Genomic DNA, 26,160 nt, shown 5'->3' with positions numbered 1-26,160 from the left:
CCCGCCGGGCACGGAGGCCTCGGACGCGGGCTGCTGCACATGCCGGCGGTTCACACTGCCGGGGCTCCCGTCGCCGCGAGCGTTCCTTCGGCCAGCCGCAGCCAGCGGTTCACCCCGATCTCGGCGAGGAACCGCTCGTCGTGGCTGACCACCATGAACGCGCCCTGGTAGGAGTTGAGCGCGCTCTCCAACTGGCCCACGCTGACCAGGTCGAGGTTGTTGGTCGGCTCGTCGAGCAGCAGCAGCTGCGGGGCCGGTTCGGCGCACAGGACGCAGGCCAGGGTGGCACGCAGCCGTTCGCCGCCGGAGAGCACGCCGACGGGCAGGTGCACGCGGGGGCCGCGGAACAGGAAGCGCGCAAGCAGGTTCATCCGCTCCGCCTCGGGCCGCTCGGGCGCGAACGCCGCGAAGTTCTCGGCCACCGTACGGTCCTGGTCCAGCAGGTCCAGGCGCTGGGAGAGATGGGCGACGCGGCCGTCGCCGCGCGTGATCTCCCCGCTGTCGGGGGCGAGTCCACCGGTGATCAGCCGGAGCAGCGTGGTCTTTCCGGCGCCGTTGGGCCCGGTCAGGGCGATGCGCTCGGGCCCGCGTACGGAGAGGTCGATGCCGTCCCCGGCGAACACGTTCCTTCCGTCGTGGCGGACCTGCATCCCCTTGCCGAGGAAGAGGTTGCGTCCTGAGGGCACCTGAGTGTCCGGCAGGTCGAGGACGATGCGCTGCTCCTCGCGGAGAGCGCGCCCGGCCTCGTCGAGACGGGCCTTTGCCTCGCCGACCCGGGATGCGTGCATCTGGCCGGCCCGGCCCGCGGACTCCTGTGCGCCGCGCTTCATGTTGCCGGCGAAGATGCGCGGGAGCCCGGCGTTCTTGAGGTTGCGGGCGGCGTTGCTCGCGCGGCGCTCGGCGCGTTCACGGGCCTGCTGAAGCTCCCGCTTCTCCCGCTTCAGGTCCTGCTCGGCGTTGCGGACGTTCTTCTCGGCGACCTCCTGCTCGGCGCGCACGGCCTCTTCGTAGGCGGTGAAGTTGCCGCCGTAGAAGCGCAGTCGTGAGCTGCCGAGCTCGGCGATGCCGTCCATGCGGTTCAGCAGAGCGCGGTCGTGGGCGACCAGCAGCAGAAGTCCCTTGAAGTCCGCCAGCACGTCGTACAGCTTGTACCGGGCGTCCCGGTCGAGGTTGTTGGTCGGCTCGTCGAGCAGCAGGACGTCAGGACGCTTCAGCAGTTGTGCGGCGAGGCCGAGCGAGACGACCTGGCCACCACTGAGGGTGCTCAGGCTACGGTCGAGGGCCAGGCCGACCAGCCCGAGACGGTCGAGCTGGGCGCGGGTGCGCTCCTCGATGTCCCAGTCGTCGCCGATGGTGGCGAAGTGCTCCTCGCTCACGTCACCGGACTCGACGGCGTCCAGGGCACGGATCACTGCGGCGATGCCGAGCACCTCGGCAACGGTGAGGTCACCGGTCAGGGGAAGGCTCTGCGGCAGATAGCCGAGCGTGCCGCTGACGGACACCGACCCGTTGGCGGGCCGCAGTTCACCGGCGATCAGCTTGAGAAGGGTGCTCTTGCCGGAGCCGTTGGGGGCGACCAGGCCCGTGCTGCCGGTGGTCAGGGTGAAGGACAGGTCGTGGAAGACAGGAGTGTCGTCGGGCCAGGCGAACGACAGGTTCGAGCAGACGACGGTGGCGTCGGACATGGGAATGACCTCAAGAGGGCTGGGGGCGAAGACAGCTCCGCCCCGGGCAGACATGGGGAAAATGGGTACGACGAACGGGCCACTCCGGCGGCGCTCCTCGGCGCGTCCGGTGGCCGTCAGATCCGGATCTCACCCGGAGATGTCGTCGTCACCCACCACGTCTGCGACTCCTCGATACACGGTCAACGTCGTTGGCAGCTTAACAGCCCATCACTCCGTCCTGCCGGAATTTCCGCTCCCGCCGGTCACCGCGCTCCGGACGCATGCGTTGACAGCCCGATCGCACCCATGCCGACATCGTCACCTGTTAAGCCGGTGACGGAGCTTCCTCTGGCGGCGGCTGGGCCGAGTCGAGCCTGCGCCCGTCTGCCAGAATCGCCACATGGCTGACCACGACACCGCCCGCGGCTACCTCCTGGACAACAGACAGTCGGAGGCGGGCATCCGTTTCGGCGCCCTCGCAGAGTTGTTCGACCCGGTGACGTTCCAGCACGTCGACCGGCTCGGTATCGGTGCCGGCATGCGGTGCTGGGAGGTCGGCGCCGGCGGTCCCTCCGTGCCCCTCGGGCTGGCCGAGCGAGTCGCCCCGGGAGGCCGGGTGGTCGCCACCGATATCGACGTGTCCTGGACCCGGGACATCGAGGGTGGCGGGATCGAGGTGCTGCGGCACGACGTGGCGGCCGACGCGCCGCCGCCCGGCGGCTTCGACCTCGTGCACGCCCGGCTGGTCCTGGTGCACGTCACCGATCGCGCCGAGGCGCTGCGCCGGATGGTCCAGGCGCTGCGCCCCGGCGGCTGGCTGCTCCTGGAGGATGCCGACCCGGGGTTGCAGCCGCTGCTGTGTCCGGACGAGTCCGGTCCCGCACAGCAGCTCGCGAACCGGCTGCGATCCGGCTTCCGCGCCTTGATGGCGGCACGCGGCGCGGACCTCGCATACGGTCGCACCCTGCCCCGGCTGCTGCGTGAGGCCGGGCTCGACGACGTTCAGGCCGACGCGTACTTCCCGATCACCTCGCCGGCCTGTGCCGTCCTTGAGGCCGCGACGGTGCGACAGATCCGCCGTCGTCTGGTGGCGGAAGGGCTCGCCACCGACGGGGAGATCGACCGCCACCTGACGAACGTCGCCACCGGACGCCTCGACCTCGCCACAGCCCCTATGATCTCCGCGTGGGGACGCCGCCGCCCGTAATCCCTCCCCGACCGCTCGGCAGGCGGCTCCGGGAGGCCGCGCCCGAGGCAGGGCCGCCGAGCAGCGAGCTGTCGTCCGGCCGGGCCGCGAAACCGTCGGGTCCGGGCCCGACGGGACCGCTCGGGCGCACGAGGTACCGGACCGTCGACCCCGGTACCGGGTCGAGGACCGGGAGCAGAGCGGACTCAGCCCAGCGCCTTGTCGAGGTTGAACGCGGCGCTGATGAGTGCCAGGTGAGTAAAGGCCTGGGGGAAGTTGCCCACTTGTTCGCCGGTGCGGCCGATCTCTTCGGCGTACAGCCCGACGTGGTTGGCATAGGTGAGCATCTTCTCGAAAGCGAGCCGCGCCTCGTCCACGCGCCCGGCCCGTGAGAGCGCCTCGACGTACCAGAACGTGCAGATCGAGAATGTGCCCTCCTCACCCCGCAGTCCGTCCGGGCTGCTGTGGGGGTCGTAGCGGTAGACCAGGGAGTCGGACACCAGCCCGTCGCCCAGGACGTCCAGAGTGGAGAGCCATTTCGGGTCTGTCGGAGAGATGAACTTCGCCAACGGCATCATGAGGACGGCGGCGTCGAGGACGTCTTCGCCCTCGTGCTGGACGAATGCCTTCCGCTCGGCGGACCAGCCACGCTGCATGATTCGCCGGTAGATCGCGTCGCGGGCGTGGGCCCATCGGGGCATGTCCGCGGGCAGGCCCCGATGGGTCGCGATACGCATCGCCCGTTCGATGGCGACCCAGCACATCAATTGCGAGTACAGGAAGTTCTGGATCTTGCCGCGGGTCTCCCAGATGCCCTCGTCCGGCTGGTCCCAGTTGTCACAGACCCAGTCGACCACGATGCCGACGGCGTCCCAGTGGTCACTGGTCAGCGGCTGTCCCCACTTGTCGTAGAGGTAGAGCGAGTCGATGAGGGCCCCGTAGATGTCCAGTTGGAGCTGGTTGACGGCATTGTTTCCGATCCGGACAGGGGCCGACCCCAGGTGGCCTTCCAGGTGGGTGAGCTCCTGTTCGGGAAGTTCACTGCGGCCGTCGATGCCGTACATGATCTGCAAGGGGCCGCCGGAGCTCTCTTTCAGGCAGATGTTCGAGGACAGGAAGCGCACGAAAGCCTCGGCCTCGTCGGTGAAACCCAGCCTGAGCAGCGCGTAGATGCAGAACGCGGCATCCCTCACCCACACATATCGATAGTCCCAGTTGCGCTCGCCGCCGATCTGCTCGGGCAGGCTGGTCGTAGGGGCAGCCACGATGGCGCCGGTCGGTGCATACGTGAGGAGCTTGAGCGTGAGCGCGGAGCGGTGCACCATTTCCCGCCAGCGCCCTCGGTATCGGGAGTGTGACAACCATGTGCGCCAATACCGCACCGTGGCGCCGAACAACTCTTCCGCCTCCAGCACCGCACAGGACCGTGGCTCCACCTTGCCGCCGATCCTGTCGAGCGCGAAGACCGCGGTCTCGCCCTCGTCCAGAGTGAAGGAGGAAACGGCGTCCCGACCGTCGATCTCGACCGGAACGCTGGACGTCAGCGCCAGCGTGAGATCCGGGGAGTCGAACACGGTATGACCTTGCTGCGCACTCACCGTGTGTGTACGCCGGCCGTAGTCGAACCGGGGAGCCACGCGCGCGGTGAACGGCATCGAACCGCGCACGCAGAGAACCCGCCTGATCAGGCGGTGGCGGTCCGCCTCGCGCGAGTCGTCGACGATCGGCATGAAGTCCTGGACCTCGCCGACACCGTCGTCCGCGAAGAACCGGGTGATCAAGATGTTGGTGTCGGGGAAGTAGAACTGCTTCGTCCGAGCGGGCACGTCCGGTGCGAGCTCGAACGCCCCTCCGCGGTCGGCGTCCAGGATCGCCGCGAAGACGCTGGGCGCGTCGAAACGCGAGCAGCAGTACCAGTCGATGGTGCCGTTCGTACCGACGAGGGCAGCGGTTCGCAGGTCCCCGATCAGGCCGTGCTCGGCGATGGGCATGTAGCGCGGCGCATCAGCCCTGCAAGGGCGGAGGCTGTCACCCGTGATCATGTGACCTCCCCGGCGCTGGGAAGCGGGAATGGGTTGGCTTCAGGCTACCTCCGAGCCGTTGCAGGCAGCCAACGGGCCGTCCGCCCGTTGCCTCATGAGCCCCTCCAGGACCGTGTCGGCGAAGTGCTGGGGTTCGGCGGTTCGAAGCACCAGGTCGCGGCCGGGGAACGGTGGAGGTCCTCGACGCTGCGTAGCCGAACATGTCCGGACGGTTGGTGTTTCCGGCTGGCTACGACTGCGGCCCGGGAACGCGGGGTCGGCCGCCGGGGAGGCGGTCGGCCGTAGACGACGGCCGTGGGCGGGAGTGGCAGGGTTCACGTGAGGGTGGCGGGGCCGCGAGCGCCCCGTCGACGCAGAAGCAGCGGGATCCGGCTGTGCCGTGCGGCCGGATCTGCCGGATCCGGGCGAGTGACTCCGGCGTGGGCCCGACGTGCGGGGCGGCGACGATCGCGGCGAGGCGCTGCGGACGGCAACGGGGCCCTACCCGTACATACCCGTACACGACGTCGCCGCCGGCTGAGAAAAACTCTTGGACTCCGCGGGCGCCGTCGCGGGACACTGAGGTTCCTGGCCCGGCCTCCTCGTGCGCGCATGTATGCGTTGCCACGAGTTGCGCGGGGCTCTGCCGTCGTGCCCCGCCTGCCGAAAGCCGGCCCGAGCGAGGGCGCTCGATCGAAACCGAAGCTCCGCGCGGCCAGTGAGGCAACGGCCTCTCCCCGCAGAAGCACATGGCGGGCTGTCGCACGACCACACAGGGTTGGTATGGGATCGCCTGAATCGCACAGAGCGCCGGGCAGGGGCCCGGTGCTGCTCGCACTTCGTTACTACGGACGGGAGTTGAACCGGCTTCGGTGGCTGACGGTGCCTGCGATGCTGTTGCCCGCGCTGGGCAACATCGGCATCAACTACGTCGCGCCGCTGGTCGTCGCGAAGCTCGTCGGCCGAATCGCCGACGGCGCCGGTACCACCATCGGCTCGACGCTGCCGTACGTCCTCGGCTTCGCCGGCGTTCTCCTCCTCGCGGAGACGTTGTGGCGCGTCGGCCTGCACTTCCTGAACCGCCTCGATGCCCTCGGCATCGAGCACTTGTACGTGATCGGCATGGACGAGCTGTTCGCCAAGGACGCCGCGTTCTTCCACGACAACTTCGCCGGGTCGCTGACCAAACGAGTCCTGAGCTTCGCCTCCCGCTTCGAGGAGTTCGTCGACACGCTGACGTTCTCGGTCGTGGGCAGCTTCGTGCCGCTGGTGTTCGGGTCGGTGGTGCTGTGGCACTACGAACCGCTGCTCGTTGTAGGGCTCTTGGCGATGATCGCGCTGACGGCGCTGTGTGTGGCGCCTCTCATCCGTCGCCGTCAGGCGCTCGTCGACCAGCGTGAGGAGGCGATCGCCCAGGTGTCGGGCCACGTCTCCGACAGCCTGATGAACATGGACACGGTCCGGGCGTTCGCCGCCGAGGGACGCGAGGCCGCCGAGCACCGGTCCCGCGTCGCGGAGTCGCGACGGCTCTCGTTGCGTTCGTGGGACTACGGCAACCTGCGCATCGACACGCTGGTCGCGCCGATGTCCGTGCTGACCAATGCGATGGGCCTGCTGCTCGCGGTTACTCTCGGCGGGGGTGGGCACGGCGTGGAGACGGTCGTTCTCGCCTTCACGTACTACACCAACGCGACGCGGATCATGTTCGAGTTCAACCAGATCTACCGCCGCCTGGAGAGCTCGATGACGGAGGCCGCGCAGTTCACCGAACTGTTGCTGACACCACCGACCGTGCTCGACCCGGCGTCGCCGGAGCCGCTGCTGTCCCAGGCCGCGGATGTCCGCTTCGAGCAGGTGAATTTCACCCACGCGGGTGCGGAGCCGCTCTTCGAGCGCCTCGACCTGGCCGTGCCCAGCGGGGCGAAGATCGGCCTCGTCGGCCGGTCCGGCGGTGGCAAGACCACGCTCAGCCGACTGCTGCTGCGGATGACGGACATCGACGGCGGCCGGATCCTGATCGGAGGTCAGGACATCAGCAGACTGCGCCAGGCCGACGTGCGCAGCCTGATCGCCTATGTGCCCCAGGATCCGGCGATGTTCCACCGCACGCTGCGGGACAACATCGCGTTCGCCCGGCCGGACGCCACCGACGCCGAGATCCGCCGTGCTGCCGCCGCGGCGCACGTCACGGAGTTCGCCGACGCGCTGCCGGACGGCTTCGCCACGATGGTGGGCGAGCGTGGTGTCAAGTTGTCCGGCGGACAGCGCCAGCGGGTCGCGCTCGCTCGGGCGATCCTGCGCGACGCGCCGATCCTGCTGCTCGACGAGGCGACCAGTGCTCTGGACTCGGAGAGCGAGATCCTCGTCCAGGAGGCGCTGTGGCGGCTCATGGAGGGGCGGACGGCGCTCGTGGTGGCGCACCGCCTGAGCACGGTCGCCACCATGGACCGGCTCGTAGTCCTGGACCGCGGTCGGATCGTCGAGCAGGGCACGCACCAGGAACTGCTCGCGTCGGACGGCGCCTACGCGAAGCTGTGGCAGCACCAGTCGGGCGGCTTCCTCGACGACACCTCCGCGCCGCAGGTCGACCTGACGTGAACACGAGCCCGGTGGGTGTGGCCGGGTGTTTGCCGCAGTGGCATGGCAGGCGAACGCGGTGGAGGCGACCTGTTCGGCGCCGTTGAGGACGGCCCCGCCGGGGAGGTGCTTGCGCGCCAGGTACCCGGATCGTGGACGCGTCGCTCAACCCGGGCGCCGAACTATGGGGTGGGGGACCGCGTGACGGTCTGCGGACCGGCGGTCAAGCGGTTGGCACAGGCCATTGAGGCATCAACTCTCTTACTCTAGTCTCTCGTTCACCGAACGGCCGTTCTCGGCCGGGAGTGCGCCACCAGGAGCCCAGCCGCCCGTCGGCGGCCCGGAAAAGGGAGATCCAACATGGTCAAGCACTACATCAAGTACGCCTTCAGCACGCTCACCGCGGCGATGTTCGCCAGCATGGTCTGACGAACGGCCCCGGCCTGGACCGGGAATTCCGTCCCCGGTCCAGGCACCAGGAGGCCATCGTGTTCGGCACCGCCCTCAGTCAACTCCGGTACGGCCTGGCGATCCTGCGCAACCGGCCAATCCGCCCACAGGACCTCGAACGCATTGCCCGTGACCTGGTCACGACCCTGGCCGAGTTCGGCGAGCCCGGAGCGGACTCCGCGCTGCTGCCGGGGCAGGCCGGGGCCATCGACCCCGCCGTACGGCGAACCGTGACCGAGCGCAGCCTGCGGGCCACCGCACGGGCCGCCGCACGGCACACGCCCTACTACCGCCGGGCTTTCGACAGCCTGGGCCTCGACCCGGACACACTCACCCCGGAGACCTGGGACCAGGTCCCGGTGACGTCCAAGTCGGCCTTGCGTGGCCTGCCGGCCGCCTTTGTCTCCGCCGCGTCCGTCCCCGCGCTCATGGCGCTCACCACGGGGACCAGCGGCACTCCCACCACCGTCTGGTACTCCCGGGCGGAGGTGGAGACAGCAGTGGCCATGAGTACCGTCTCGGCCGTGCTCGGCCTGGGTCTGCGGCCCCGGCACACCATGGCGTACGCAGGCTGTTCCCGGGCCACACTGCCGTTGCTCAACGTGGAAGAGTCGGTGACCCGGATCGGCGCCTCATTCCTCCAGATCGGCACCGTGGACCCGGCGGTGGCGCTGGACCGGCTCGCCGCCCCGCTCGGACTGCGGGGCAAGGCCCCGCAGATCACCCACCTGACGATCTCCGCGTCCTACCTGTCCGCCCTGGTCGAGGAGGTGGAGCGGAGCGGCTGGCGGCCTTCGGACTTCGGCCTGGAGTTCATCGGTGTCGGCGGGGAAGTGCTCTCCGAACCCCTGAAGGAGCGGGCTGCGGCCGCCATGGGGGCCAGGATCTCCACGACGTACATGATGACCGAGACACTGCCCTCCGGCGGCACGTCGTGCACCGAGGGACATCTGCACCACACCACCGAGTTCGGGCACCTGGAAGTACTCGACCCCGTCACACATGAGCCGACGCCGCCGGGTGGCGTCGGCACCATCGTCCAGACACCTTACGTCCCCTACCGGGACTGCACCCTGCTGCTGCGGTATGCCACCGGCGACCTCGTCCGACGGCCCGAGGCCGAGCCGGAGTGCGAACTGTCGCACCTGCCCGCGACTTCGCCCGTCCTCGGCCGCTGGTCGGGACCGCTGAGCCGCTCGGTGCCCACCCGATCGGTGCTGGACCTGCTCGAAGCGGAGCCGGACATCCCTCTGCCGGCCCGCTACGTCCTGGAGGAAGGCCGACAGGGACCGTTGCTCCATGTCCTGGTCCGTCGACTGCCCGGCGCCGCCCTGCTCGGCAGGCTGGAGGACCGGGCCACCGCGGCCGGCCTGGCCCTGGCCGCGATCGTGCTCCACGACGATCCAGCCGGGCTTCCGCCGACCGGGCCGGTCCGTGCCGACCTGCGGGAGCACACCTTCGAGTCGGCCCGTCCGGTCGCCGTGCGCGTCGCGAGCCCGGCGTGAACGCCGCCGCCCTGGTGGGCCTCAATTGCTGCGTCCTGGCGGTGACAGCTGCGGGCGCCGCCTACTTCGGCCGGGTGCGGATGCCGCGCCCGCCGGTCGGCAGGTACGAACTGCCCGATGTCGCGGTGATGTCCGCCGTGGTGGTGGTTGCTCCGCTGCTCTATCTGGTGCTGCCCCGGGCCGCGGTGGCGACCGTCTTCGGCCTGGTCCTCTGCGCGGCACTGCAGTTCACCCTCTCACCGCTGACCGGCGGGGGCCGGGCCTGGGCGGTCGCGTCGGCCTCGGTCGCGACCACCGCAGGACTCGCGTTCGCGAACCGGCCGCTCGCCGTGACGGTGCTCACCGACGTACTCCTCGCGGTGGCCGTGGTGGGGGTGGCCAACATGTGGGTGCAGAGCGGTATGCGGTCCGCCCACGCGGCGTGGTTCGCGGGCGCACTCGCCTGCTACGACCTGGTGGCCACCGGCCTCACCTCGCTCATGGACCGGTTCGCCGACCAGGTCATGGGGCTGCCGTTCGCCCCGCTTCTCGCCGTGACACGGGGAGATCCACCAGTGGCCCTGGGACTGGGTGACCTGCTGCTCCTGGTGCTCTTCCCGCTTACGGCGGTCAAGGCGTTCGGGCGGGTTGCCGGACTGGTCGCGGCCGGGGTCGGGCTGGCGGTGTCCGGAGCCGTCAGTCTGCTGTTCGGACTGGGAGCGCTGACCGGGGCATTCCCGCTGCTGACGGCGCTGGGGCCGTTGATCGTGCTGCAACACCTGTTCTGGGTGCGGGCCAAGGGCGGCGAGCGGACTGTCGCCGAGTGGCGGGCCGGAATACCACGCCCGGCATCGGCAGCCGTGTCGACGGAACCCGACCCCGAACTTCTCCGGGCACTCGAACCCGCCGGAGCGGAGGAGTTGAGTACACAGCCGTCCGAGGGGGACTGGCTGGCCGTCATCGACGGTCGGGTGGTGGGCTCCGGGACATCGCCGGGCCAGGCCCGCAAGGACGCCGGTCTCCGCGGCTTCGGCTCCGTGCCCGTGGTGCGCCAGGTCTGAACCGGGCCCGTACATCGCGGTACACCGCGTGAGCACCACCGGGGGATCCGCAGTCGGCTGCGTGAGCGCCGCGGGCGCGGACCGACCGGTCAAGCGGGCAGTCGCGGCACGCTTTCGACGAGGCGACGCGTGTACGGGTGCGCGGGAGCGCCCAGTACCTGCGCGGTACTTCCCTGTTCGACGATGTGACCACGCTCCAGAACGGCGGTGCGTTCGCACAACGAGGCGACCACCGACAAGTCGTGGGAGACCATGACGAGAGTCAGGCCCTGCTCCTGCTTCAACTCGTTGAGCAGGTCGACGACCTTGACGCGCGTGGTGACGTCGAGTGCGCTGACGGGCTCGTCGGCGAGCAGCACTCGTGGGTCGCACACGGTCGCGCGGGCAATCGCGATGCGCTGGCGCTGGCCGCCGGAGAACTCGTGTGGATAGCGCTCCGCCGTGTCGGCCGGAAGCCCGACCCGCTCCAGGGCGTCGGCCACCTTGGGTACGGCGGTGACCCGGCTGTCGATACCGAGGGAACGCAGTGGTTCGGACACGATGCTGCCGACGCGCTGACGCGGGTCCAGCGACGAGTACGGGTCCTGGAAGACGCACTGCACACTGCGCCTGAACCGCCGCATCTGCTCGCTGTCGCGCGGTTTCAGCTCCTCGCCGTCGAACCGGACGGAACCGGAGGTTGCCCGGGCGAGCCCGAGCAGCAGCCGCAGCAGAGTCGTCTTGCCGGCGCCCGATTCGCCGACAAGAGCGAGGCTCTGCCCGGTCTCGACGGCGAGGGAGATGTCCTCGACGACGGGTGCGGTGTGTCCTCGGTAGCTGAAGGAGGCACCGTTCAGCTCCAGTACCGGCGTCATCGCGTACTCCTCAGGTCCAGAGCTGATTCCAGCTGCCGCGCGCTTTCCACCAGCGCCTTGGTGTATTCCTCGCGCGGGGTACGTACGATCTCGCGGACGTCGCCCTCCTCGACGGCGCGGCCGTCCTTCATGACCAGGACGCGATCGGCGACCTTCGAGACGACCGCGAGGTCGTGACTGACGAAGAGAACGGCCATGTCCCGTTCCCGTACGAGGGTGTCGAGCAGGTCGAGCACGTCGGACTGGACGGTGACGTCGAGAGCGGTGGTCGGCTCGTCCGCGATGAGCAGCTTCGGATCGCAGGCCAGTGCCATGGCGAGTGCGATGCGTTGTCGCTGTCCGCCGGAGATTTCGTGCGGGAAGGCGCGGGCGATGCGATCGGGCTCGGGCAGCCGCACTTGCTCCAGCGCCGTTGTGACAGCCCGCTTCAGCTCGGCGCCCTTCAGCCCTCGCCTTCTGGTCAGCGGTTCGGCGATCTGCCTGCCGACGCGCATCAGTGGATCGAGCGCGGTCAGTGGCTCCTGGAAGACGATGGCGGCGTCCCGGCCCCGTACACCCGTGAGCTGTTTCTCGCTCGCGCCCACGATCTGGGTGCCGACGAGCTCGGCGCTGCCGGTGGCCGTCATGCCGTCGGGCAGCAGGCCGAGCACGGCGAGCGTGGTCAGCGACTTCCCGGAGCCCGACTCACCGATGAGGCCCAGGCGTTCACCGGGGGCCATGGTCAGCGAGAGACCGTCGACCAGGGTGCGCCCGTCGGCCGCACGGATCGTGAGGTCGCGTACGTCGAGGACGTTCATGCGCGCCTCCGCCGGGTCGCAGGGTCGAGGGTGTCGCGCAGTCCGTCGGCGACGAGGTTCACGCCGATGACGAGCAGGACGAGAAGGATGCCGGGAGCCAGCGCGCCTGCCGGGGCCGTGGTGAAGGTGGCCTGTGCCTCCTGGAGCATGCGGCCCCACGAGGCGTTGGGCGGCGGCGCTCCCAGCCCCAAGTAGGACAGGCCGGCCTCGGCCAGCACGGCGAGCCCGAACTGGAGGGCCAGGTTCACCACGAGCGTCGGCCAGATGTTGGGCAGTACGTGCCCGGCCACGATCCGCGCCCACGACGTGCCCGACGTGCGCGCGGCCGTGATGTAGTCCTGAGCCAGGACGCGCTTGACCAGGATCCGCACCAGCCGTGCCACGACCGCGCTCTGCGCGAGACCGATCGCCAGCACGGCGGACCCCAGCGTGGCCGAGCGGGCGGAGACGATGAGCATCGCCAGCAGCAGCGTCGGGAAGGCGATCAGGATGTCGAGGAACGCGGAGAGCGTATCGTCGAGCCATCCCTGCGCGAACGCCGCGAGCACACCCAATGCGCCACCGAGCGTGGCCGCGATGAGGACCGATCCCAGGCCCGCTTCGAAGGCGATACGGGAGCCGGTCATCAGCTGGGTGAACAGATCGCGGCCGAGCTTGTCGGTGCCGAGCAGATGGCCCGCACCCGGGCCCGTGAGCCGTCCGCCGGACGTGTCATCGGCGGCGTACGGAAGCCAGAAGAGCGAGACCAGCGCGAGGACGGCGATCAGACCGGCCAGGGCGCATCCGACGGTCAATGTGTACGAACGCTTCGCCGACCGCTTCATCGGACACCTCCCGAGAGCCTGCCGCGCAGCCGCGGATCGATGATCCGCTGTGTGAAGTCGGCCGCGAAGCCGATGATCAGCACCGCGAGCGTGGAGACGAACAGCACACCCTGGATCACCGGGTAGTCGTGTTGCGCTATGCCGGTCGCGAGCAGCGAGCCGAGACCGGGCAGCGCATACACGGACTCCACGACGACCGCGCCCAGCAGCGTGGACGCCAGCTCGATGCCGAGGATCGAGATCACCGGTACGGAGGCGTTGCGCAGCCCGTGCCGCCACACGGCCCGCCCGAACGACGAGCCCATGGCTCGTGCGGTACGCAGATGGTCGCTGCCCAGTACGTCGAGTGCGGCCGACCTGACGTAGCGGATCAGGGAGGCGCTCATCACGAGGGCGATGGTGACGACGGGCAGGGTGAGGGAGCGGATCGCCTCGGCCGGCTGTGCCCAGCCGTCCTGCGGGAAGCCGCCCGCGGGAAGCCAGCCGGCGTTCAGGGCGAAGACGGCTATGAGGATCATGCCCAGCCAGAACACAGGTACGGCGATGCCCAGTTGGGACACTCCATTGAGCAGGGCGCCGTACCAGGTCCGGCGCCGGTGCGCGGCCACGAAGCCCACCGGAACGGCGATGAGCACCGCCAGGGCGAACGCGGCCAGTGTGAGCGGGACGGTGACGTTCAGCCGGGAGCTGATCTCGGGCCCGACCGGCAGCGAGCTGACGAACGACGTACCGAGGTCGCCGCTCGCCAACTGCCCGATCCAGTGGATGAACTGCTCGGGCAGTGGCCTGTCGGAGCCGATGGAGTGCCGTGCCGCCGCGATCTGCTCGGGGCCGGCGCCCACCGAGGTGAGCGCGTTCGCGGGGTCGCCCGGCAGCATCCGCAGCAGCACGAACAGGACCACGCTCGCGAGCGCCAGCGAAACCAACAGGAAGGCGAGGCGGCGCAGGAGGTACCGGCCCATCAGCCCTTCTTGATGTCGTAGGCGAAGAACTGGGAGTTGAGGCCGTTGACCGGGTAGCCGGACAACTTGTTGTTGGCCACGACGATCTGCGGGTACAGGTACAGCCAGTCGCTGGCCGCGTCCTCGGCGGTCTTGCGGTTGACCTTCTTCAGGAGTTCGGTCTGCTCAGCGGTGGTGGACGCCTGCTCGGCCTCCTCGACCCACCGGGTGACCTGCTTGTTGTCGTAGCCCCAGTAGAAGTCGGGGGTGCCGTACCAGACCAGATCGCGGTCGTTGACGTGCTCCTGGAGCGTGGCCGTGAAGTCGTGGTTCTTGTAGACCTTCGTGTACCACTCGTCCGGAGTGATCGTGTTGATCTCGACGGTGATGCCGACCTTGGCGAGCTGCGACTTGATGAAGGTCGCCGCGGTGGGGTGCGGGTCGTAGTTCGGGGTGTCGAGCGTGAAGGAGAAGCCCTTCGCGTATCCCGCCTCGGCGAGCAGCTTCTTGGCCCGCGCGGTGTCGTAGGCGTTGACCTCGGTGAGGTCCTCGTACCACGGGTCGGTGGGCGGCACCATGGAGCCGATGGGCTTGCCGTAGCCGCCCCAGACGGACTCCAGCAGCTTCTTGTCGTCGATGGCCGAGGAGACGGCCTGGCGGACCTTGACGTCCGTGAACGGCTTGGCCTTGTCGTTGAAGGCGAGCAGCAGCTTGGTCGTCGAGTTGCCGTCGTTGACCTTGTAGTTCTGGTTGCTCTTGAACTGGTCGAGGGCATCGGGCGACTGCTCGCTCGTGACGACATCCACGGCGTTGGTCAGGAGCGCGTTGTTCAGAGCGGTCGCGTCCTTGTAGTAGTGGAAGACGACCTGCTTGTTGGCGGCGGCATCACCCCAGTAGCCGGCGAACCGGTCGAGGCTCAGTGCGGAACCGCGAGTCCACTTGTTGAGCTTGTACGGGCCGGTGCCGTCCTCGGTCGTCTTGAGGCCCTTGGCCTCGGAGTTGATGATCCAGACGTAGGAGAGGTTGTAGACGAAGGAGATCGACTTCTTCGACAGCTGAACCTTCACCGTGTGCGCATCGGGCGTCCCGACGGACTTGATGACCTCAAGATTGCTCTTGCGCGCGGACTGCGAATCCTTCGCGATCACCTTCTCCAGGCTGTACTTGACGTCCTGGCTGGTGAGCTTCTTGCCGCTGTGGAACTTCACACCGTCGTGCAGGGTGAAGGTGTACGTGAGCCCGTCGCCGCTGACCTTGTAGTCCTGGGCGAGCAGATTCTCGACCTTGCCGTCGTCGGTGAGCTTGAACAGCCCTTCGTACACGTTTCCGTTGAGCGCCTCGGTGACGCCCTGGCCGCCGCCCGCGGTGTTGTCGAGGTTCTGCGGCTCGTAGAGCGAACCGATGTTGATCGTGGCGTTCTTGTCCTGCGCCCCGGTGCCGGCGCCGCCCATGTGGGAGCCTCCGCCGCAGGCTGTGAGGGTCAGGGCGAGGGCGGCGACGGTGGCTCCGCCGTACAGGGAGGTCTTCTTGATGCTCATGAGGAGTACGCGCTTTCGTGCTACGAGGCGGGAGGGCGGAATTGATCAGTGCTGCGCGGCGAAGCCGTCGCGGAAGACGGGGCGCTTCTCTCCGGCCTCGACCGACAAGTGGAAACGGTTCTGCCGGGGCGGCATCGGACAGTTGTACTGGTCGGAGAATCCGCAGGGCGGCACGAAGGCACGGTTGAAGTCGAGCAGGACGCGGCCCTCACCGGTGCGGGTGACGAAGAGGAAGCGCCCGGCGCCGTAGGTGATGTCGCCGTTGGTGGGGTCACCGAAGACGAGCAGCAGGGTGCCGTCGTCGTCGAAGGCGCTCAGTGTGTAGTCCCGGCCGTCCAGGGTGAGCTCGATGTCTCCCGGCACGACGAGATCCCGGGTGCCGCCGTTGTCCCGGATGTGCTCGAATCCGACCCGCCTGGCGCCTGGCACCGGGGTGTACGAGGCCTCCAGCACCCAGGCCGGGTCGTACGGGAAGACATCGGTGCGGTCGAAGTTCTGGATCGCGGGGGACTGTGCGTCCCAGAAGCGGAGACCGTACTCGGGCCGGCCGGTGACGAAGTCGGTGCGCTCGACTGTGGTGACGGTCACGGAATCCGGCTGTCCCTCACGTGCCGCGTCGAGGTCGGGGCGCTCGCCGGCCGGGGCCCAGCGGGTCTCGACGAGAGCGAGATTCCCGGTGGCCGAGGTGACGGAGCGCCGCCGCTCGGCGCGCCACGCCTCCCAGTCCGCGGCGGGGTCGGTCGGCTGGTCAGGGACTGCGGCGGCGTGGGACACGGCATTACTCATTCACATAGACGTTCGTCGGCAGCCACGCCACGAATGTCACGCTGCGTGAACTTCAACCCAAAGGATCCTCTTTATCCTCCATAAGGCGAGCTAATGTCAAATTCGATCACAGAGTGAGACCGGGGCGGAGTCGAGCCCGGCGTCGCCGCGAAGGGACTGGGGCACAGTCCGACCCGGAGCGCAGAAGGGTTCGCCTCGCGGAGCGGTGGACCCTCGGCCCCCGCGATGCCGTCGCGGCCGGTGGCCGCGGCGTCGGCCGAGAGGGCGTCGCGATGTCGCCACCCCGGCCGGTCGCCCTTGCGTCAGCCGCCCACCGCTGTCGTCCTGAAGAGGCCGCCGCAGATGAGGGGTTGGGAGGTGCGCAGGGTCAGGGCTTCCCGGGAACCGGGTGGGTAGACCCGGAGATAGTCGGGCCGGTCCCAGCACCCCGAGCCCTTGATCCCGCGGTTGAGGGTGTGCAGGGTGACTTCGGCCGAGTCCCCGGCCCCGATGACGGTGACCCGGCCGGCGGCGCCCTCCCGTTCGGCGGGTTCGCCGATCACGCTGCCGTCGCGCCTGATCAGGGAGACCCCGGGGAAGCCGGTGAGGGTGCAGGAGTCCGAGGACTTGTTCACCAGCGTGAGCCGGTAGTGGATCTGTCCCGCCCCCGCGTCGCCCTGCCGCAGGCTCATGGTCAGCGCCTCGGCCGTGCACCGCCCCGGACTGCTGCTGGTGGGCGGGGCGGACGTGGCGGCCGAGGCGCTCGGGGTGGCGGTTTTGGCGGGCGCGGGCTCACCGGGGGCGATGGGCGCGTCCGGGGCGGTGCTGTCGCGGGCCGACCTGCTCGATCCGGCGGGTTCGGCCGAGGGGGAGGCGCCGTCGTTGCAGCCGGCGGCGCCCACGGTGAAGGACACGACCACCACCGGGACGAGGGCGTACCGGCGGAGTCCGCGCCTCCTGGCGGCCGGTCCGCGCCCGCGCGGACGGAAGGATCGTGCGGATGGTGGCGTGATGGTTCGCGCAGTGGAGTCCATGGCTCTCGCCTGCTCGCTTCCGTGCCTCCCGAATCATCCACCCCGGCACGGGAGTAGGGTTCCGGACCGCGGACCGCGCCCGGCGGGAGCGAGGCCGACGGTCTCGACGGCCTCGCCCCGCGGCGTGACGCCGTCGAGGATGGGCCGGGCCGCCTGCTCGCCGGGCAGGCGTACGCCGAGCCCGTCGATCTCCAGTGCGGGGGGTCTCATACGCGGTCATGGCACTCACCGCTCCCGCTTCGCGGTTCGATCGGCGAGCCCTTCGCCGACGATGCCGAAGGCGACCACGGCGAGGACGATGCACGCGGACGGCGCGAGCGCGGCAGCATCGCCCCCTGCTGGACCGCCGACTGGCCTTCGTTGATCATGGCTCCCCAGTCGGCCGTGGGCGGCTGCACCCTGAAGCCGAGGAAGGACGGCGCGGCGAGATCCATCAGTACATAGCCGAAGTTCATCGCGGACTTCGCGAACACGGTCGGTGCGATGTTCGGCAGCAGATGACGCAGGCAGATCGTCCAGCCCAACCAGCCCTGCACGCGGTACGACTCGATGTAGGCGCTGGCCTTCGCCGGGCGGGCGATATCTCGGACCAGGCGTCCGACGTACGGGGTGTAGGCCACCACCGCCATGGCGATCACGGGCGCGGCCGTGCCTGAGCCGAGGACAGCTACCAGAACGATGGCCAACAGCAGTCCGGGGATCGCGAAGGCCAGGTCCATCGACCGGGACAGCAGGGCGTCGGCCCAGCCACCGCGCCAGGCGGCGACCATGCCGATGAGCGTGCCCAGGAGGGTCGAGACGCCGACCACGAGGAGCGGCCTGAGCAGGCCTGAACGAGGACGACACGGCTGAGCACACCGAACCTCCGATCTCGACGCTGAGCCTTCAGCCCCGGAAGGTCGCCGAGGCCGGGATCGAACTCCTCGTCGCCGCCCTGGAGAACGGCGACGAAGAGCCCTCGGGCGTGCTCGTGCCGACGCGCCTGCTGGTCCGGGAGTCCTCGCGAGGGCCGTCCTGAGCCCTCCTCAGGCGGAGTACACCAGCGTGCCGCCCACATAGGTGCGCAGGACCCGGGCCTCGGCGATCTCCTCCGGGGGGAGCGTGAAGATGTCCCGGTCCAGCACCACCAGGTCGGCCAGGTGGCCTGGGAGCAGACTGCCGGTGTCGTCGTGCCCGTTCACATGTGCCGAGCCGGCGGTGTAGGCGGCGACCGCGGTGGCGAGGTCGAGGCGCTGCTCCGGAAGGAAGACCCGCCCGTCGGTGGCCTCGGGCTCCATCCGGTTCACCGCGACATGGATTCCGGCGATCGGATCGGGGCTGCTCACGGGCCAGTCGCTGCCCGCGGCCAGGGTGGCTCCGGCGCGCAGGAGGGAGCCGAACGGGTACTGCCAGGAAGCCCGTTCGGGTCCGAGGAAGGGGATCGTCAGTTCGTCCATCTGGGGTTCGTGTGCGGCCCAGAGCGGCTGGATGTTGGCGATGGCGCCGAGCCGTGCGAAGCGAGCCAGATCGTCGGGGTGGACCACCTGGAGGTGGGCGAGATGGTGGCGGTTGCCACGCCGCCCATGGGCCTCGACGGCTGCCTCGACCGCGTCCAGGGCCTCGCGTACCGCCCGGTCGCCGAGCGCGTGGAAGTGGACCTGGAAGTCGTGGGCGTCGAGCTCGGTGACGTACGAGCGCAGGGCGACGGGGTCGACGAAGCTCAGACCCGAGTTGGCGGTGGCACAGCCGCAGCCGTCGAGGTAGGGCGTGGTCATGGCAGCCGTGAAGTTCTCGGCGATGCCGTCCTGCATGATCTTCACCGCACTGGCCCGGAACCGTCCGTGGCTCAACTGCTCCCGCTGGGACAGCAGGTCGGCGATCTGCTCGGCCCCCCGCTCGCGGTCCCACCACAGGGCCCCGGTCACCCGGGCGGTGAGCGTGCCTTCACGGGCGGCCGTCAGATAGGCGTCGGACGGGTCCGGATTGCCGCCGAACACGCCCAACAGGGCGTCCTGCCAGCCGGTGACGCCGAGGGAATGCAGCAGTTTCTGGGCCCGCAGCAGACCGGCGAGGCGGTCCGCCGGCGTGCTCGGCGGAACGATCCGGGAGACCAGGGCGGTGGCGCCCTCCTGCAGCATTCCGCTCGGGGTGCCGTCCGGCTCGCGCTCGATCCGGCCGTCGAAAGGATCGGCGGATTCCCTTGTGACACCGGCCAGTTCGAGCGCACGGGTGTTGGCCCAGGCGCCGTGGTGGTCGCGGTTGGTCAGAAGGACGGGGCGGTCCGGGATCACCGAGTCGAGGAGTTGCCGGGTGGGCAGTCCGCCGTCGAAGCTCTCCATGGACCAGCCGCCGCCCGTGATCCACGAGCGATCCGGGTGCGCGTCGGCGTAGGAGCGTATGCGGGTGAGGTAGTCCTCGACGCCCACCGTGCCGGTCAGATCGCACTCGGCCAGTTCCCTCCCGCCGAACACGGCGTGGATGTGGGAGTCCTGGAAACCGGGGAGAAGCAACTTGTCCTGGAGATCAATGACTTCGGTGTCCGGGCCGATCAATTCGCGCACCTCGTCATGGCCGACGGCGGTGATGCGCCCCCCGGTGACGGCCAGGCTGCTTGCCCGGGTGCGCGCGGGATCGCCTGTGTGGATGGGGCCGCGGGTGAAGATCAGATCGGGCTGGGCCATGAGGTGCTCCGAGGCGGGAGGGAGGGTGCGTCGAACGGTCATGCAACCGAGGTTTCCCTTTGAATGTCAATGCTGTTGTCGTAAGGCGCGCGCCCGCAAGCCGAGATCCCTCAGGTCGAAGCGGGGGTGTCGGTGGCCTCCGTGACTGCGCGGGCGTCCGCCTTCGGGCGAGACCGGCGTACACCTGGGTGCGGGTGAAAGCTTCTTCGGCGTCGAGCAGCGGTTGGAGGACGGCGGTGTCGGACGTCACGGCCTCGGCGGGGGAGCAGGCTCGCTTTGTCGGTGATCAGCAGGAGTCCGGGGACGGTGCCGGGTGGGATTCGCGGGCGAGGAGCGCCATCAGGACCTCGCGCACGTCGGCGTCGAGCAGGCTGGAGCCCGGGTGATCGGCATCCTGGCCGGAAGGGCCAGGCCGACAGCCCATGGCGACAACCTGACAGAGGGATAGGGTTCGGCTGAGAAGAATCCGCTCGGTGCACGTGAGCTGCGCCAGGGCCGGACTGGGTGGCTGCCCGAGGAGGAGCCGGATGCTGCAGGCGCTGGGATTGGGCCAGGCCGAAGAAGCCATCTACACGGCACTGCTGGCCCGCCCGACAGCCTCCGCGCAGGACCTCGCCCGGCAAGCCGGACTTGAGAAGGCCGAGAGCGTGCGCATCCTGCTCGACCTGGCGGCACGCGGCCTGGTGGCCGTCGCCACCGAGGCCGGGAGTGGGGCCGCCGAGTCGGCCGATTGCGAGGCCGGTCTCCAGCCTGCCCGCTACCGGCTCACACCGCCCTCAGTGGCCCTGGCCCCGCTCCTGGTCGAGCAGCGCAACGCGCTGCACCAGGCCGAGACCGCATTCTCGATGGTGACCGAGCAGTACCGCAGTACCGCCGCACACACCGCGGGCGGCGTCGTGGAGGTGGTCGTCGGCGTGGAGCAGGTCGCACACCGTTTCCACCAACTGCAGTGCGGCGCCCAGCGGGAGCTGCTTGTCTTCCTCGTCGGGGCGCCCATCGCGGTGCCGCGCGAGGATACCGACACGTCGGAGAGTTCCGCGCTGGACCGCGGGGTCGACTTCCGGGTCGTGGCTGCCAAGAACTACCTCGACGGGCACGAGGTTGTGCGGGACGTGCGGGCGGCCGTCATGGCGGGCGTCGAGCTTCGCATGGTCGATTCGCTGCCGCTGAAGATGGTTGTGTCGGACCGGGAGCGCGCGATGGTGCCACTGGACATGGCGGAATCCGGCGGTGAGCCCAGCGCAATCGTGGTGCACCGCAGCGGCCTGCTGACGGCCCTGGTCCATCTCTTCGAGAAGGAATGGGCCCAGGCCCGGCCGATGTACACCACTGCCACGGGCGTGCGCGAGGAGCCGGCAGCCGATCAGCAGCCGACAGAGGAGGAACTGGAGGTCCTGGCCTTGTTGCTGGCAGGGATCTCCGACCGGCGGACGGCAGCCCAACTCGGCCTCTCCATACGCACCGTGGAGCGGAGGATCCGCCGTCTGATGGACGTCGCGGGAGCGGAGTCGCGCCTGCAACTCGGATGGCACGCCGCACGTGCGGGCTGGCTTTGACCTCCTCTTCGGCCTGAGAGCCGAGGCCCTTCGATCCGTTGGTTGTCCCCCCTGCGAGGGTGTCACCGCATGATGACAGGAGAAGACCTCGTGATCCTCGTGACCGGAGCCACCGGAAATATAGGAAGTGCCCTCTTGCAAGAGCTCCAGGTGTTCGGCGCCGGACCGTTGAGGGGCTCACCCGTGACATTGCGCGGGCGGCGTTCCCAGAAGGGGTCGAAGCCGCTGCGGGCGACTTCGCTGAGACAGCCTCGCTGAAGCCCGCATGGGAGGGGGTTGGATCGCTGTTCGTCGTGTCACGCATGGGTTCGGGCGCCGAGATCATCGAGGCGGCCCGGCGGGCAGGCGTGGAACACGTGGTGCTGGTCTCGTCCATCAGCGTCCAGACCCATCCGCACCTGGGCCCCGCAGGCGAGAACCTGACTGTCGAGCAGCTGCTCAAGGACAGCGGCATGACGTGGACGATCCTGCGGCCGACGCAGTTCGCCTCGAATGCACTGTGGTGGGCGGGCACGATCCGCGAGCACGAATCAGTCCGTGTGCTCTATGCGGACATCGGCCTCCCCACGATCCACCCCGCAGACATCGCATCGGTGGCGCGGGTGGCGCTGACCGAGTCCGGCCACCAAGAGCGGACATATGCGCTGACCGGCCCGGAGCGGATCACAGCACGGCAGCAGGTCGGGACCGTTGCGGCAGTACTGGGGCGAGAAGTGCCGTTCACCGAGATCAGTCGACAGGAAGCCCATCGTGAGATGGCCGTCTTCCTGGGCGACGAGGCCGCAGACGCGGTGCTCGACCTGACGGAGGCGATGTCAACGACGAGCTGCTCACGGTGCGCGACACTGCGTCCCAGATCACCGGTGCCCCGGCCAGGACGTTTCAGCAATGGGCCTCGGAGAATGCCACCGCCTTCCGCTGAGCCGCCCGATCCTTAGCACGTTCATCGTGCCCCGACAGCGGGGTGGCGGTCTCCATCCGCATCGCTTCGGCCTGCCGACCCGAAGGAACCCGTCACGGGAAGAGCTTGAGGGAGGCCGGGGCCTGCTGGGATGTGCCCGCGCGCTCCCCTCGGTGAGATCACCCGGGCGAGCGCCAACCCGGCGAAGCGTACTCCCACCTGCCGGGCCCGAAGATCCCTTGAGCCGACGAACCGATTGATGTGACCGCGTGGCGGAATACCGACACGGGGGAAACCCGTCACGCTCGGCAACCCTAAGTGATCCGTTTGTCTGCCAGGATGCAGCCGCAGCATGGCATGTTCACGGCGTCAAGTAGGGAGACTCATGCATCCCATAGCGCGTATAGCCTTGGGCGCGGCGACCGCCGCCGTCCTGGCCGTCACCGCAGTCACTCCTTCCGGGGCGGCGGATACACCGCCTGACGGTGCCTCGGGGAAGCCCATTGTCGGCGACAGGACCGCAACAACGGGTGGCAAGCAGGTGACGGTCACGCTCATCACCGGCGACAAGGTGTTGGTGACCACGGACCCGTCGGGCCACAGCTCGGCGGCCGTGCTGCCCCGCGAGGACGGCACACAACCGATTGTGCAGACCTTTCAGATGGGCAAGGACCTCTACGTCTACCCGGAGGGTGCCTCCCGGGCGATCGCCGAGGGCAAGGTCGACGAGCAGCTGTTCAACGTCACTGGGCTCATCCGCCAGGGATACGACGACACGCACACCGACACGCTGCCGCTCATTGCCACCTACCGGGACAGCGTGAACGTAGCCGACAGCGCGCCGGCGGCCCCTCGCGGGTCCGAGCGGGGCCTGAGCCTCCCGGCTGTGGACGGCGTCGCGCTCAAGGCCGGCAAGGATACGACCGCCACCTTCTGGCAGGACATCACCAACACCCGCTCACGTTCAGGCTCCACGCTGAAGAAGCTGTGGCTGGACGGCAAGGCCGAGGCCACACTGGACCGGTCCACCAAGCAGGTCCACGCGCCGGAGGCCTGGGCGGCCGGCTACGACGGCAAGGGCACCAAGGTCGCCGTGCTGGACACGGGCGTGGACGCCGAGCACCCGGACCTGGTGAGCCGGGTCGCCGCGTCCAAGAACTTCACGGACTCCAAGACCACCGACGACCGGGTGGGCCACGGCACCCACACCGCCTCCACGGTCGGCGGGTCCGGAGCGGCCAGCGACGGCCGCAAGAAGGGCGTCGCCCCCGGTGCCTCCCTGCTCATCGGCAAGGTCCTCAACGACAGCGGCTACGGCCTGGACTCCTGGATCATCGCGGGTATGCAGTGGGCCGTCGACCAGAAGGCCGACGTTGTCTCCATGAGCCTGGGCAACCCCACGATCGGCGACTGCACCGACCCGATGGCCCAGGCCACGAAGGAACTGTCGCAGAACACCCACACCCTGTTCGTCGTCGCCGCCGGCAACGCCGGTCCGGGCACTGAGACCGTCTCCTCGCCCGGCTGCGTGCCCGGGGTGCTGACCGTGGGGGCCGTCGACCGCGACGACACCACCGCATGGTTCTCCAGCCGCGGTCCGGTGGCCGTCACCCACACCCTCAAGCCCGAGATCGCCGCCCCCGGCGTCGACATCTCGGCGGCCAACGCGGGCGGCCGAGGCATCTACGCCTACCAGACGATGTCCGGCACCTCCATGGCCACCCCGCATGTCGCGGGCGCCGCGGCCGTCGTCCGCCAGGCCCACCCGGACTGGACCGCGCAGCAGATCAAGGCGGCCCTGGTCTCCTCCGCCCGCACCGGCGGCAAGGTCGCCGGCGCCGACCAGACCGGCGGCGGGGTGCTCGACGTGTTCGGCGCGGTGAACCAGAAGGTGCTCTCCGCGCCCGCCGTCCAAGCCGGCAGCTACAACTGGCCGCAGGACGCCTTGGACCGCACCACCGCGCAGGTGCCCTTCACCAACACCAGCGGCAGCGACCTCACCCTGAGCCTGAAGGTCAGCGGTGTGCACGGCAACGACGGCAGCGACGTCAACTCCGGCATCATCGAGCTGGAACAGGGCAAGGTGACCGTCCCCGCGGGGGCCACCACCCAGGTGCCGCTGCGGATCGACCCCACCGCCCGCCTCAAGGCCGGCCAGTACGGCGCGGTCACCGGCCGAATCATGGCCACCGGCGGCGATGTGCACGCCTCCGTGCCCGTCACGCTCTACGTCCAGCCGGAGACGGTCACCCTCCGGGTCAAGGTCATCGACCGCAACGGCAAGCCCGCGGCCGGCCCCTCCTCTCTGGACCTGGTCAGCCTCGACGCCGACAAGGGCGAGCGCCGCATCAACAACGGCGCGGCCGACCAGACGTACAGCGTGCGCCCGGGCGACTATGCCCTCAGCAGCTTCGTGGGGAGCTATGACGCGAACAACGCGCCCGAATCGGTCAGCTACCTCGCGAACCCGCAACTGCGGATCACCCATGACACCACCGTCGTGCTCGACGCCCGCAAGGCCCACCGGCTGAGCCTGGACACCGACCGCCCCTCGAAGGTGAACAACACCACGTTCAGCTACGCCCGCGCATGGGACGACACCTGGCAGCTCACCGGAACGCTCATGTCCGGCAAAGCCGTTCAGAAGTTCTACGCGGACGTCGACGGACGTGCCAAGAACGGCACCTTCGAGTTCCGGCCCACCTGGCGTGCGACCGGCTCCGAGGACGGCTCGCCCTACGTCTACAACCTGTCGTTCCCGACCGAGGGGCCGCTGCACTCCGACCAGGTCTACCGGCCGAAGGACTCGAATCTGGCCCAGGTCACCGAGAAGTGGAACGCCATGGGCAAGGAGGCCGACTACATAGACGCGATGTTCGTCCGCCCCTCCGGGAGCAGCAACACCGTGGTCTCCTTGAGCCTGTTCGAGACGGTCCATGTGCCCGGTACCCGCACCGCCTACTACACGACCGGCGGCGACGCCTGGTGGCACAGCGCGATGACCAGCTTCCCGTGGGCCGCGTTCCTGAACGACCAGGAGCGCACCTACCAGCCCGGGCAGCGGAGGACCGAGGAGTGGTACGCAGGCCCCCTGCGGCCGGCCGCGCCGCGCGACACCGACGGCAACCTGGCGCTGGCCGCCGAACGGCAGGGCAACCTGATCGGTATCCAGAGCGCGCTCTGGCTCGACGGCTCCGGGGATCACTGGTCCTACGGTGCGTCCTTCGGCGACCTCGGCAACCTGCAGCTGAAGCGCAATGGTGAGCAGATCGCCCAGAGCGCCTGGCCGTACGACGTGTTCGAGGTGCCGGACGAGGACTCCGCGTACGAGCTCACCCAGCACCTGTCCAAGATCGACACCTCGGACCGGAACTGGCTGCGCTCCACCGATGTCAGCACCACCTGGAGCTTCCGCTCCCACCGGGAGCCGGACGTCTACTCGCGCGGACTGCCGATCCTCTTCCCGGCGTACGACCTGCCGGTGGACGGCATGAACACCCTGCCCGCGCAGAGCGGGATCAAGGTCGGCCTGTCGGCCGAGGGCCACGCCGGATACACCCCGGGCGCGATCACGGCGGCCTCGCTGTCCTACTCCTACGACGGCGGCACCACCTGGATCCAGGCGCCGACCGAGCAGCGGGACGGCAAGTGGACGGCCGTCCTCGACAACACCGGCGCCGCCGGCAAGCAGGTCACGATGAAGGCCACCCTCACCGACGCCAACGGCAACGCGGTCACCCAGACCATCACCCGCGCCTACGACGTCCGGTAGGCACACGGTCCGGCCGGCCGGTCCCCCGCAGCAGGGGGCCCGCCCGGCCAACCACCTGCTGCCCCACCCTGA

The 26,160-nt window shown here is 69.3% G+C and carries 20 protein-coding genes and 1 pseudogene; 8 read left to right on the top strand and 13 right to left on the bottom strand.

Translation table 11 applies throughout. The features are described from left to right. Positions 1 to 50: 50 nt before the first annotated feature. Positions 51 to 1,685, bottom strand: coding sequence for an ABC-F family ATP-binding cassette domain-containing protein (locus ACF1B9_RS24640; RefSeq protein WP_391743469.1), 1,635 nt, complete (start codon positions 1,683 to 1,685; stop codon positions 51 to 53). A gap of 382 nt (positions 1,686 to 2,067) precedes the next feature. Between ACF1B9_RS24640 and ACF1B9_RS24635 the strand changes: the two genes are divergently transcribed. Further along, a complete protein-coding gene (locus tag ACF1B9_RS24635; protein WP_391743470.1) occupies positions 2,068 to 2,874 on the top strand; it encodes a methyltransferase domain-containing protein in 807 nt (268 codons plus the stop codon). Between the two features lie 185 nt (positions 2,875 to 3,059). Here ACF1B9_RS24635 and ACF1B9_RS24630 read toward each other — a convergent pair whose 3' ends face one another. Then, the gene (locus ACF1B9_RS24630; protein WP_391743471.1) at positions 3,060 to 4,895 is read right to left on the bottom strand and encodes a glycoside hydrolase family 15 protein; all 1,836 of its coding nucleotides are present in this window, start codon (positions 4,893 to 4,895) and stop codon (positions 3,060 to 3,062) included. A 762-nt stretch (positions 4,896 to 5,657) separates the two neighbouring features. Here ACF1B9_RS24630 and ACF1B9_RS24625 point away from each other — a divergent pair. From ACF1B9_RS24625 to ACF1B9_RS24615, 3 genes are all read left to right on the top strand, one after another. Next, complete coding sequence (locus tag ACF1B9_RS24625) at positions 5,658 to 7,472, top strand: ABC transporter ATP-binding protein (RefSeq protein WP_391743473.1); 1,815 nt, start codon at positions 5,658 to 5,660, stop codon at positions 7,470 to 7,472. Between the two features lie 467 nt (positions 7,473 to 7,939). Beyond that, a complete protein-coding gene (locus tag ACF1B9_RS24620; protein WP_391743474.1) occupies positions 7,940 to 9,406 on the top strand; it encodes a phenylacetate--CoA ligase family protein in 1,467 nt (488 codons plus the stop codon). After that, positions 9,403 to 10,446 (top strand): hypothetical protein, encoded by a 1,044-nt coding sequence (locus ACF1B9_RS24615; RefSeq protein ID WP_391743476.1) that lies wholly within the window; start codon positions 9,403 to 9,405, stop codon positions 10,444 to 10,446. Before ACF1B9_RS24620 ends, ACF1B9_RS24615 begins: the two co-directional genes overlap by 4 nt. An 89-nt stretch (positions 10,447 to 10,535) precedes the next feature. On the opposite strand, the gene ACF1B9_RS24610 is transcribed toward ACF1B9_RS24615, so the two are convergent. The 9 genes from ACF1B9_RS24610 to ACF1B9_RS24570 all read right to left on the bottom strand — a co-directional run bounded on the left by ACF1B9_RS24610 (position 10,536) and on the right by ACF1B9_RS24570 (position 18,008). Then, entirely contained in the window at positions 10,536 to 11,300 is a 765-nt protein-coding gene (locus ACF1B9_RS24610; protein WP_391743478.1) for an ABC transporter ATP-binding protein, read from the bottom strand. Then, on the bottom strand, positions 11,297 to 12,097 hold the full coding sequence (locus ACF1B9_RS24605; RefSeq protein WP_391743480.1) for an ATP-binding cassette domain-containing protein: 801 nt from the start codon (positions 12,095 to 12,097) through the stop codon (positions 11,297 to 11,299). Before ACF1B9_RS24605 ends, ACF1B9_RS24610 begins: the two co-directional genes overlap by 4 nt. Beyond that, on the bottom strand, positions 12,094 to 12,921 hold the full coding sequence (locus ACF1B9_RS24600; RefSeq protein ID WP_391743481.1) for an ABC transporter permease: 828 nt from the start codon (positions 12,919 to 12,921) through the stop codon (positions 12,094 to 12,096). Before ACF1B9_RS24600 ends, ACF1B9_RS24605 begins: the two co-directional genes overlap by 4 nt. Next, on the bottom strand, positions 12,918 to 13,883 hold the full coding sequence (locus tag ACF1B9_RS24595; RefSeq protein WP_391743483.1) for an ABC transporter permease: 966 nt from the start codon (positions 13,881 to 13,883) through the stop codon (positions 12,918 to 12,920). Before ACF1B9_RS24595 ends, ACF1B9_RS24600 begins: the two co-directional genes overlap by 4 nt. Next, entirely contained in the window at positions 13,883 to 15,400 is a 1,518-nt protein-coding gene (locus ACF1B9_RS24590) for an ABC transporter substrate-binding protein (RefSeq protein ID WP_391743484.1), read from the bottom strand. The genes ACF1B9_RS24595 and ACF1B9_RS24590 overlap by 1 nt, the downstream gene beginning before the upstream one ends. 45 nt (positions 15,401 to 15,445) lie before the next feature. Then, positions 15,446 to 16,186, bottom strand: coding sequence for a DUF1684 domain-containing protein (locus ACF1B9_RS24585; protein ID WP_391743485.1), 741 nt, complete (start codon positions 16,184 to 16,186; stop codon positions 15,446 to 15,448). A gap of 302 nt (positions 16,187 to 16,488) precedes the next feature. Next, on the bottom strand, positions 16,489 to 17,079 hold the full coding sequence (locus ACF1B9_RS24580; protein WP_391743487.1) for a DUF4232 domain-containing protein: 591 nt from the start codon (positions 17,077 to 17,079) through the stop codon (positions 16,489 to 16,491). Positions 17,080 to 17,232: 153 nt separating this feature from the next. Continuing rightward, positions 17,233 to 17,409, bottom strand: a complete 177-nt coding sequence (locus ACF1B9_RS24575; RefSeq protein WP_391743488.1) for a hypothetical protein — start codon at positions 17,407 to 17,409, stop codon at positions 17,233 to 17,235. Continuing rightward, positions 17,406 to 18,008, bottom strand: coding sequence for an ABC transporter permease (locus ACF1B9_RS24570; RefSeq protein WP_391743489.1), 603 nt, complete (start codon positions 18,006 to 18,008; stop codon positions 17,406 to 17,408). Before ACF1B9_RS24570 ends, ACF1B9_RS24575 begins: the two co-directional genes overlap by 4 nt. Positions 18,009 to 18,028: 20 nt before the next feature. Here ACF1B9_RS24570 and ACF1B9_RS24565 point away from each other — a divergent pair, with 20 nt between their 5' ends. Next, the gene (locus tag ACF1B9_RS24565; protein WP_391795943.1) at positions 18,029 to 18,217 is read left to right on the top strand and encodes a substrate-binding domain-containing protein; all 189 of its coding nucleotides are present in this window, start codon (positions 18,029 to 18,031) and stop codon (positions 18,215 to 18,217) included. A gap of 7 nt (positions 18,218 to 18,224) precedes the next feature. Here the strand turns inward: ACF1B9_RS24565 and ACF1B9_RS24560 are convergent, their stop codons facing one another. Both ACF1B9_RS24560 and ACF1B9_RS24555 read right to left on the bottom strand, forming a co-directional pair. Next, positions 18,225 to 19,859, bottom strand: coding sequence for an amidohydrolase (locus ACF1B9_RS24560; RefSeq protein ID WP_391743623.1), 1,635 nt, complete (start codon positions 19,857 to 19,859; stop codon positions 18,225 to 18,227). 286 nt (positions 19,860 to 20,145) lie between these two features. Further along, on the bottom strand, positions 20,146 to 20,283 hold the full coding sequence (locus tag ACF1B9_RS24555; protein ID WP_391743490.1) for a hypothetical protein: 138 nt from the start codon (positions 20,281 to 20,283) through the stop codon (positions 20,146 to 20,148). A 103-nt stretch (positions 20,284 to 20,386) separates the two neighbouring features. Between ACF1B9_RS24555 and ACF1B9_RS24550 the strand changes: the two genes are divergently transcribed. The 3 genes and pseudogenes from ACF1B9_RS24550 (at position 20,387) to ACF1B9_RS24540 (ending at position 26,088) form a co-directional block, all read left to right on the top strand. After that, positions 20,387 to 21,415 (top strand): helix-turn-helix domain-containing protein, encoded by a 1,029-nt coding sequence (locus tag ACF1B9_RS24550; RefSeq protein WP_391743491.1) that lies wholly within the window; start codon positions 20,387 to 20,389, stop codon positions 21,413 to 21,415. Between the two features lie 90 nt (positions 21,416 to 21,505). Continuing rightward, positions 21,506 to 22,337 (top strand): annotated as a pseudogene (locus ACF1B9_RS24545) (NAD(P)H-binding protein). 364 nt (positions 22,338 to 22,701) lie between these two features. Then, the gene (locus tag ACF1B9_RS24540; RefSeq protein WP_391743492.1) at positions 22,702 to 26,088 is read left to right on the top strand and encodes a S8 family serine peptidase; all 3,387 of its coding nucleotides are present in this window, start codon (positions 22,702 to 22,704) and stop codon (positions 26,086 to 26,088) included. Positions 26,089 to 26,160: the final 72 nt, after the last annotated feature.

The sequence above is a fragment of the Streptomyces sp. NPDC014727 genome (assembly GCF_043083485.1).
Taxonomy (GTDB): Bacteria; Actinomycetota; Actinomycetes; order Streptomycetales; family Streptomycetaceae; genus Streptomyces.
This window is presented reverse-complemented; position numbering and strand designations above follow the sequence as displayed.

Bases quoted from the DNA above. Each gene is read 5' to 3' on its own strand.
- ACF1B9_RS24555 (WP_391743490.1), bottom strand. From the start codon at position 20,283: ATGGGCTGTCGGCCTGGCCCTTCCGGCCAGGATGCCGATCACCCGGGC.
- ACF1B9_RS24640 (WP_391743469.1), bottom strand. From the start codon at position 1,685: ATGTCCGACGCCACCGTCGTCTGCTCGAACCTGTCGTTCGCCTGGCCC.
- ACF1B9_RS24625 (WP_391743473.1), top strand. From the start codon at position 5,658: ATGGGATCGCCTGAATCGCACAGAGCGCCGGGCAGGGGCCCGGTGCTG.
- ACF1B9_RS24610 (WP_391743478.1), bottom strand. From the start codon at position 11,300: ATGACGCCGGTACTGGAGCTGAACGGTGCCTCCTTCAGCTACCGAGGA.
- ACF1B9_RS24585 (WP_391743485.1), bottom strand. From the start codon at position 16,186: ATGAGTAATGCCGTGTCCCACGCCGCCGCAGTCCCTGACCAGCCGACC.
- ACF1B9_RS24595 (WP_391743483.1), bottom strand. From the start codon at position 13,883: ATGGGCCGGTACCTCCTGCGCCGCCTCGCCTTCCTGTTGGTTTCGCTG.
- ACF1B9_RS24635 (WP_391743470.1), top strand. From the start codon at position 2,068: ATGGCTGACCACGACACCGCCCGCGGCTACCTCCTGGACAACAGACAG.
- ACF1B9_RS24550 (WP_391743491.1), top strand. From the start codon at position 20,387: ATGCTGCAGGCGCTGGGATTGGGCCAGGCCGAAGAAGCCATCTACACG.
- ACF1B9_RS24600 (WP_391743481.1), bottom strand. From the start codon at position 12,921: ATGAAGCGGTCGGCGAAGCGTTCGTACACATTGACCGTCGGATGCGCC.
- ACF1B9_RS24560 (WP_391743623.1), bottom strand. From the start codon at position 19,859: ATGGCCCAGCCCGATCTGATCTTCACCCGCGGCCCCATCCACACAGGC.
- ACF1B9_RS24630 (WP_391743471.1), bottom strand. From the start codon at position 4,895: ATGATCACGGGTGACAGCCTCCGCCCTTGCAGGGCTGATGCGCCGCGC.
- ACF1B9_RS24605 (WP_391743480.1), bottom strand. From the start codon at position 12,097: ATGAACGTCCTCGACGTACGCGACCTCACGATCCGTGCGGCCGACGGG.
- ACF1B9_RS24590 (WP_391743484.1), bottom strand. From the start codon at position 15,400: ATGAGCATCAAGAAGACCTCCCTGTACGGCGGAGCCACCGTCGCCGCC.
- ACF1B9_RS24575 (WP_391743488.1), bottom strand. From the start codon at position 17,409: ATGAGACCCCCCGCACTGGAGATCGACGGGCTCGGCGTACGCCTGCCC.
- ACF1B9_RS24540 (WP_391743492.1), top strand. From the start codon at position 22,702: ATGCATCCCATAGCGCGTATAGCCTTGGGCGCGGCGACCGCCGCCGTC.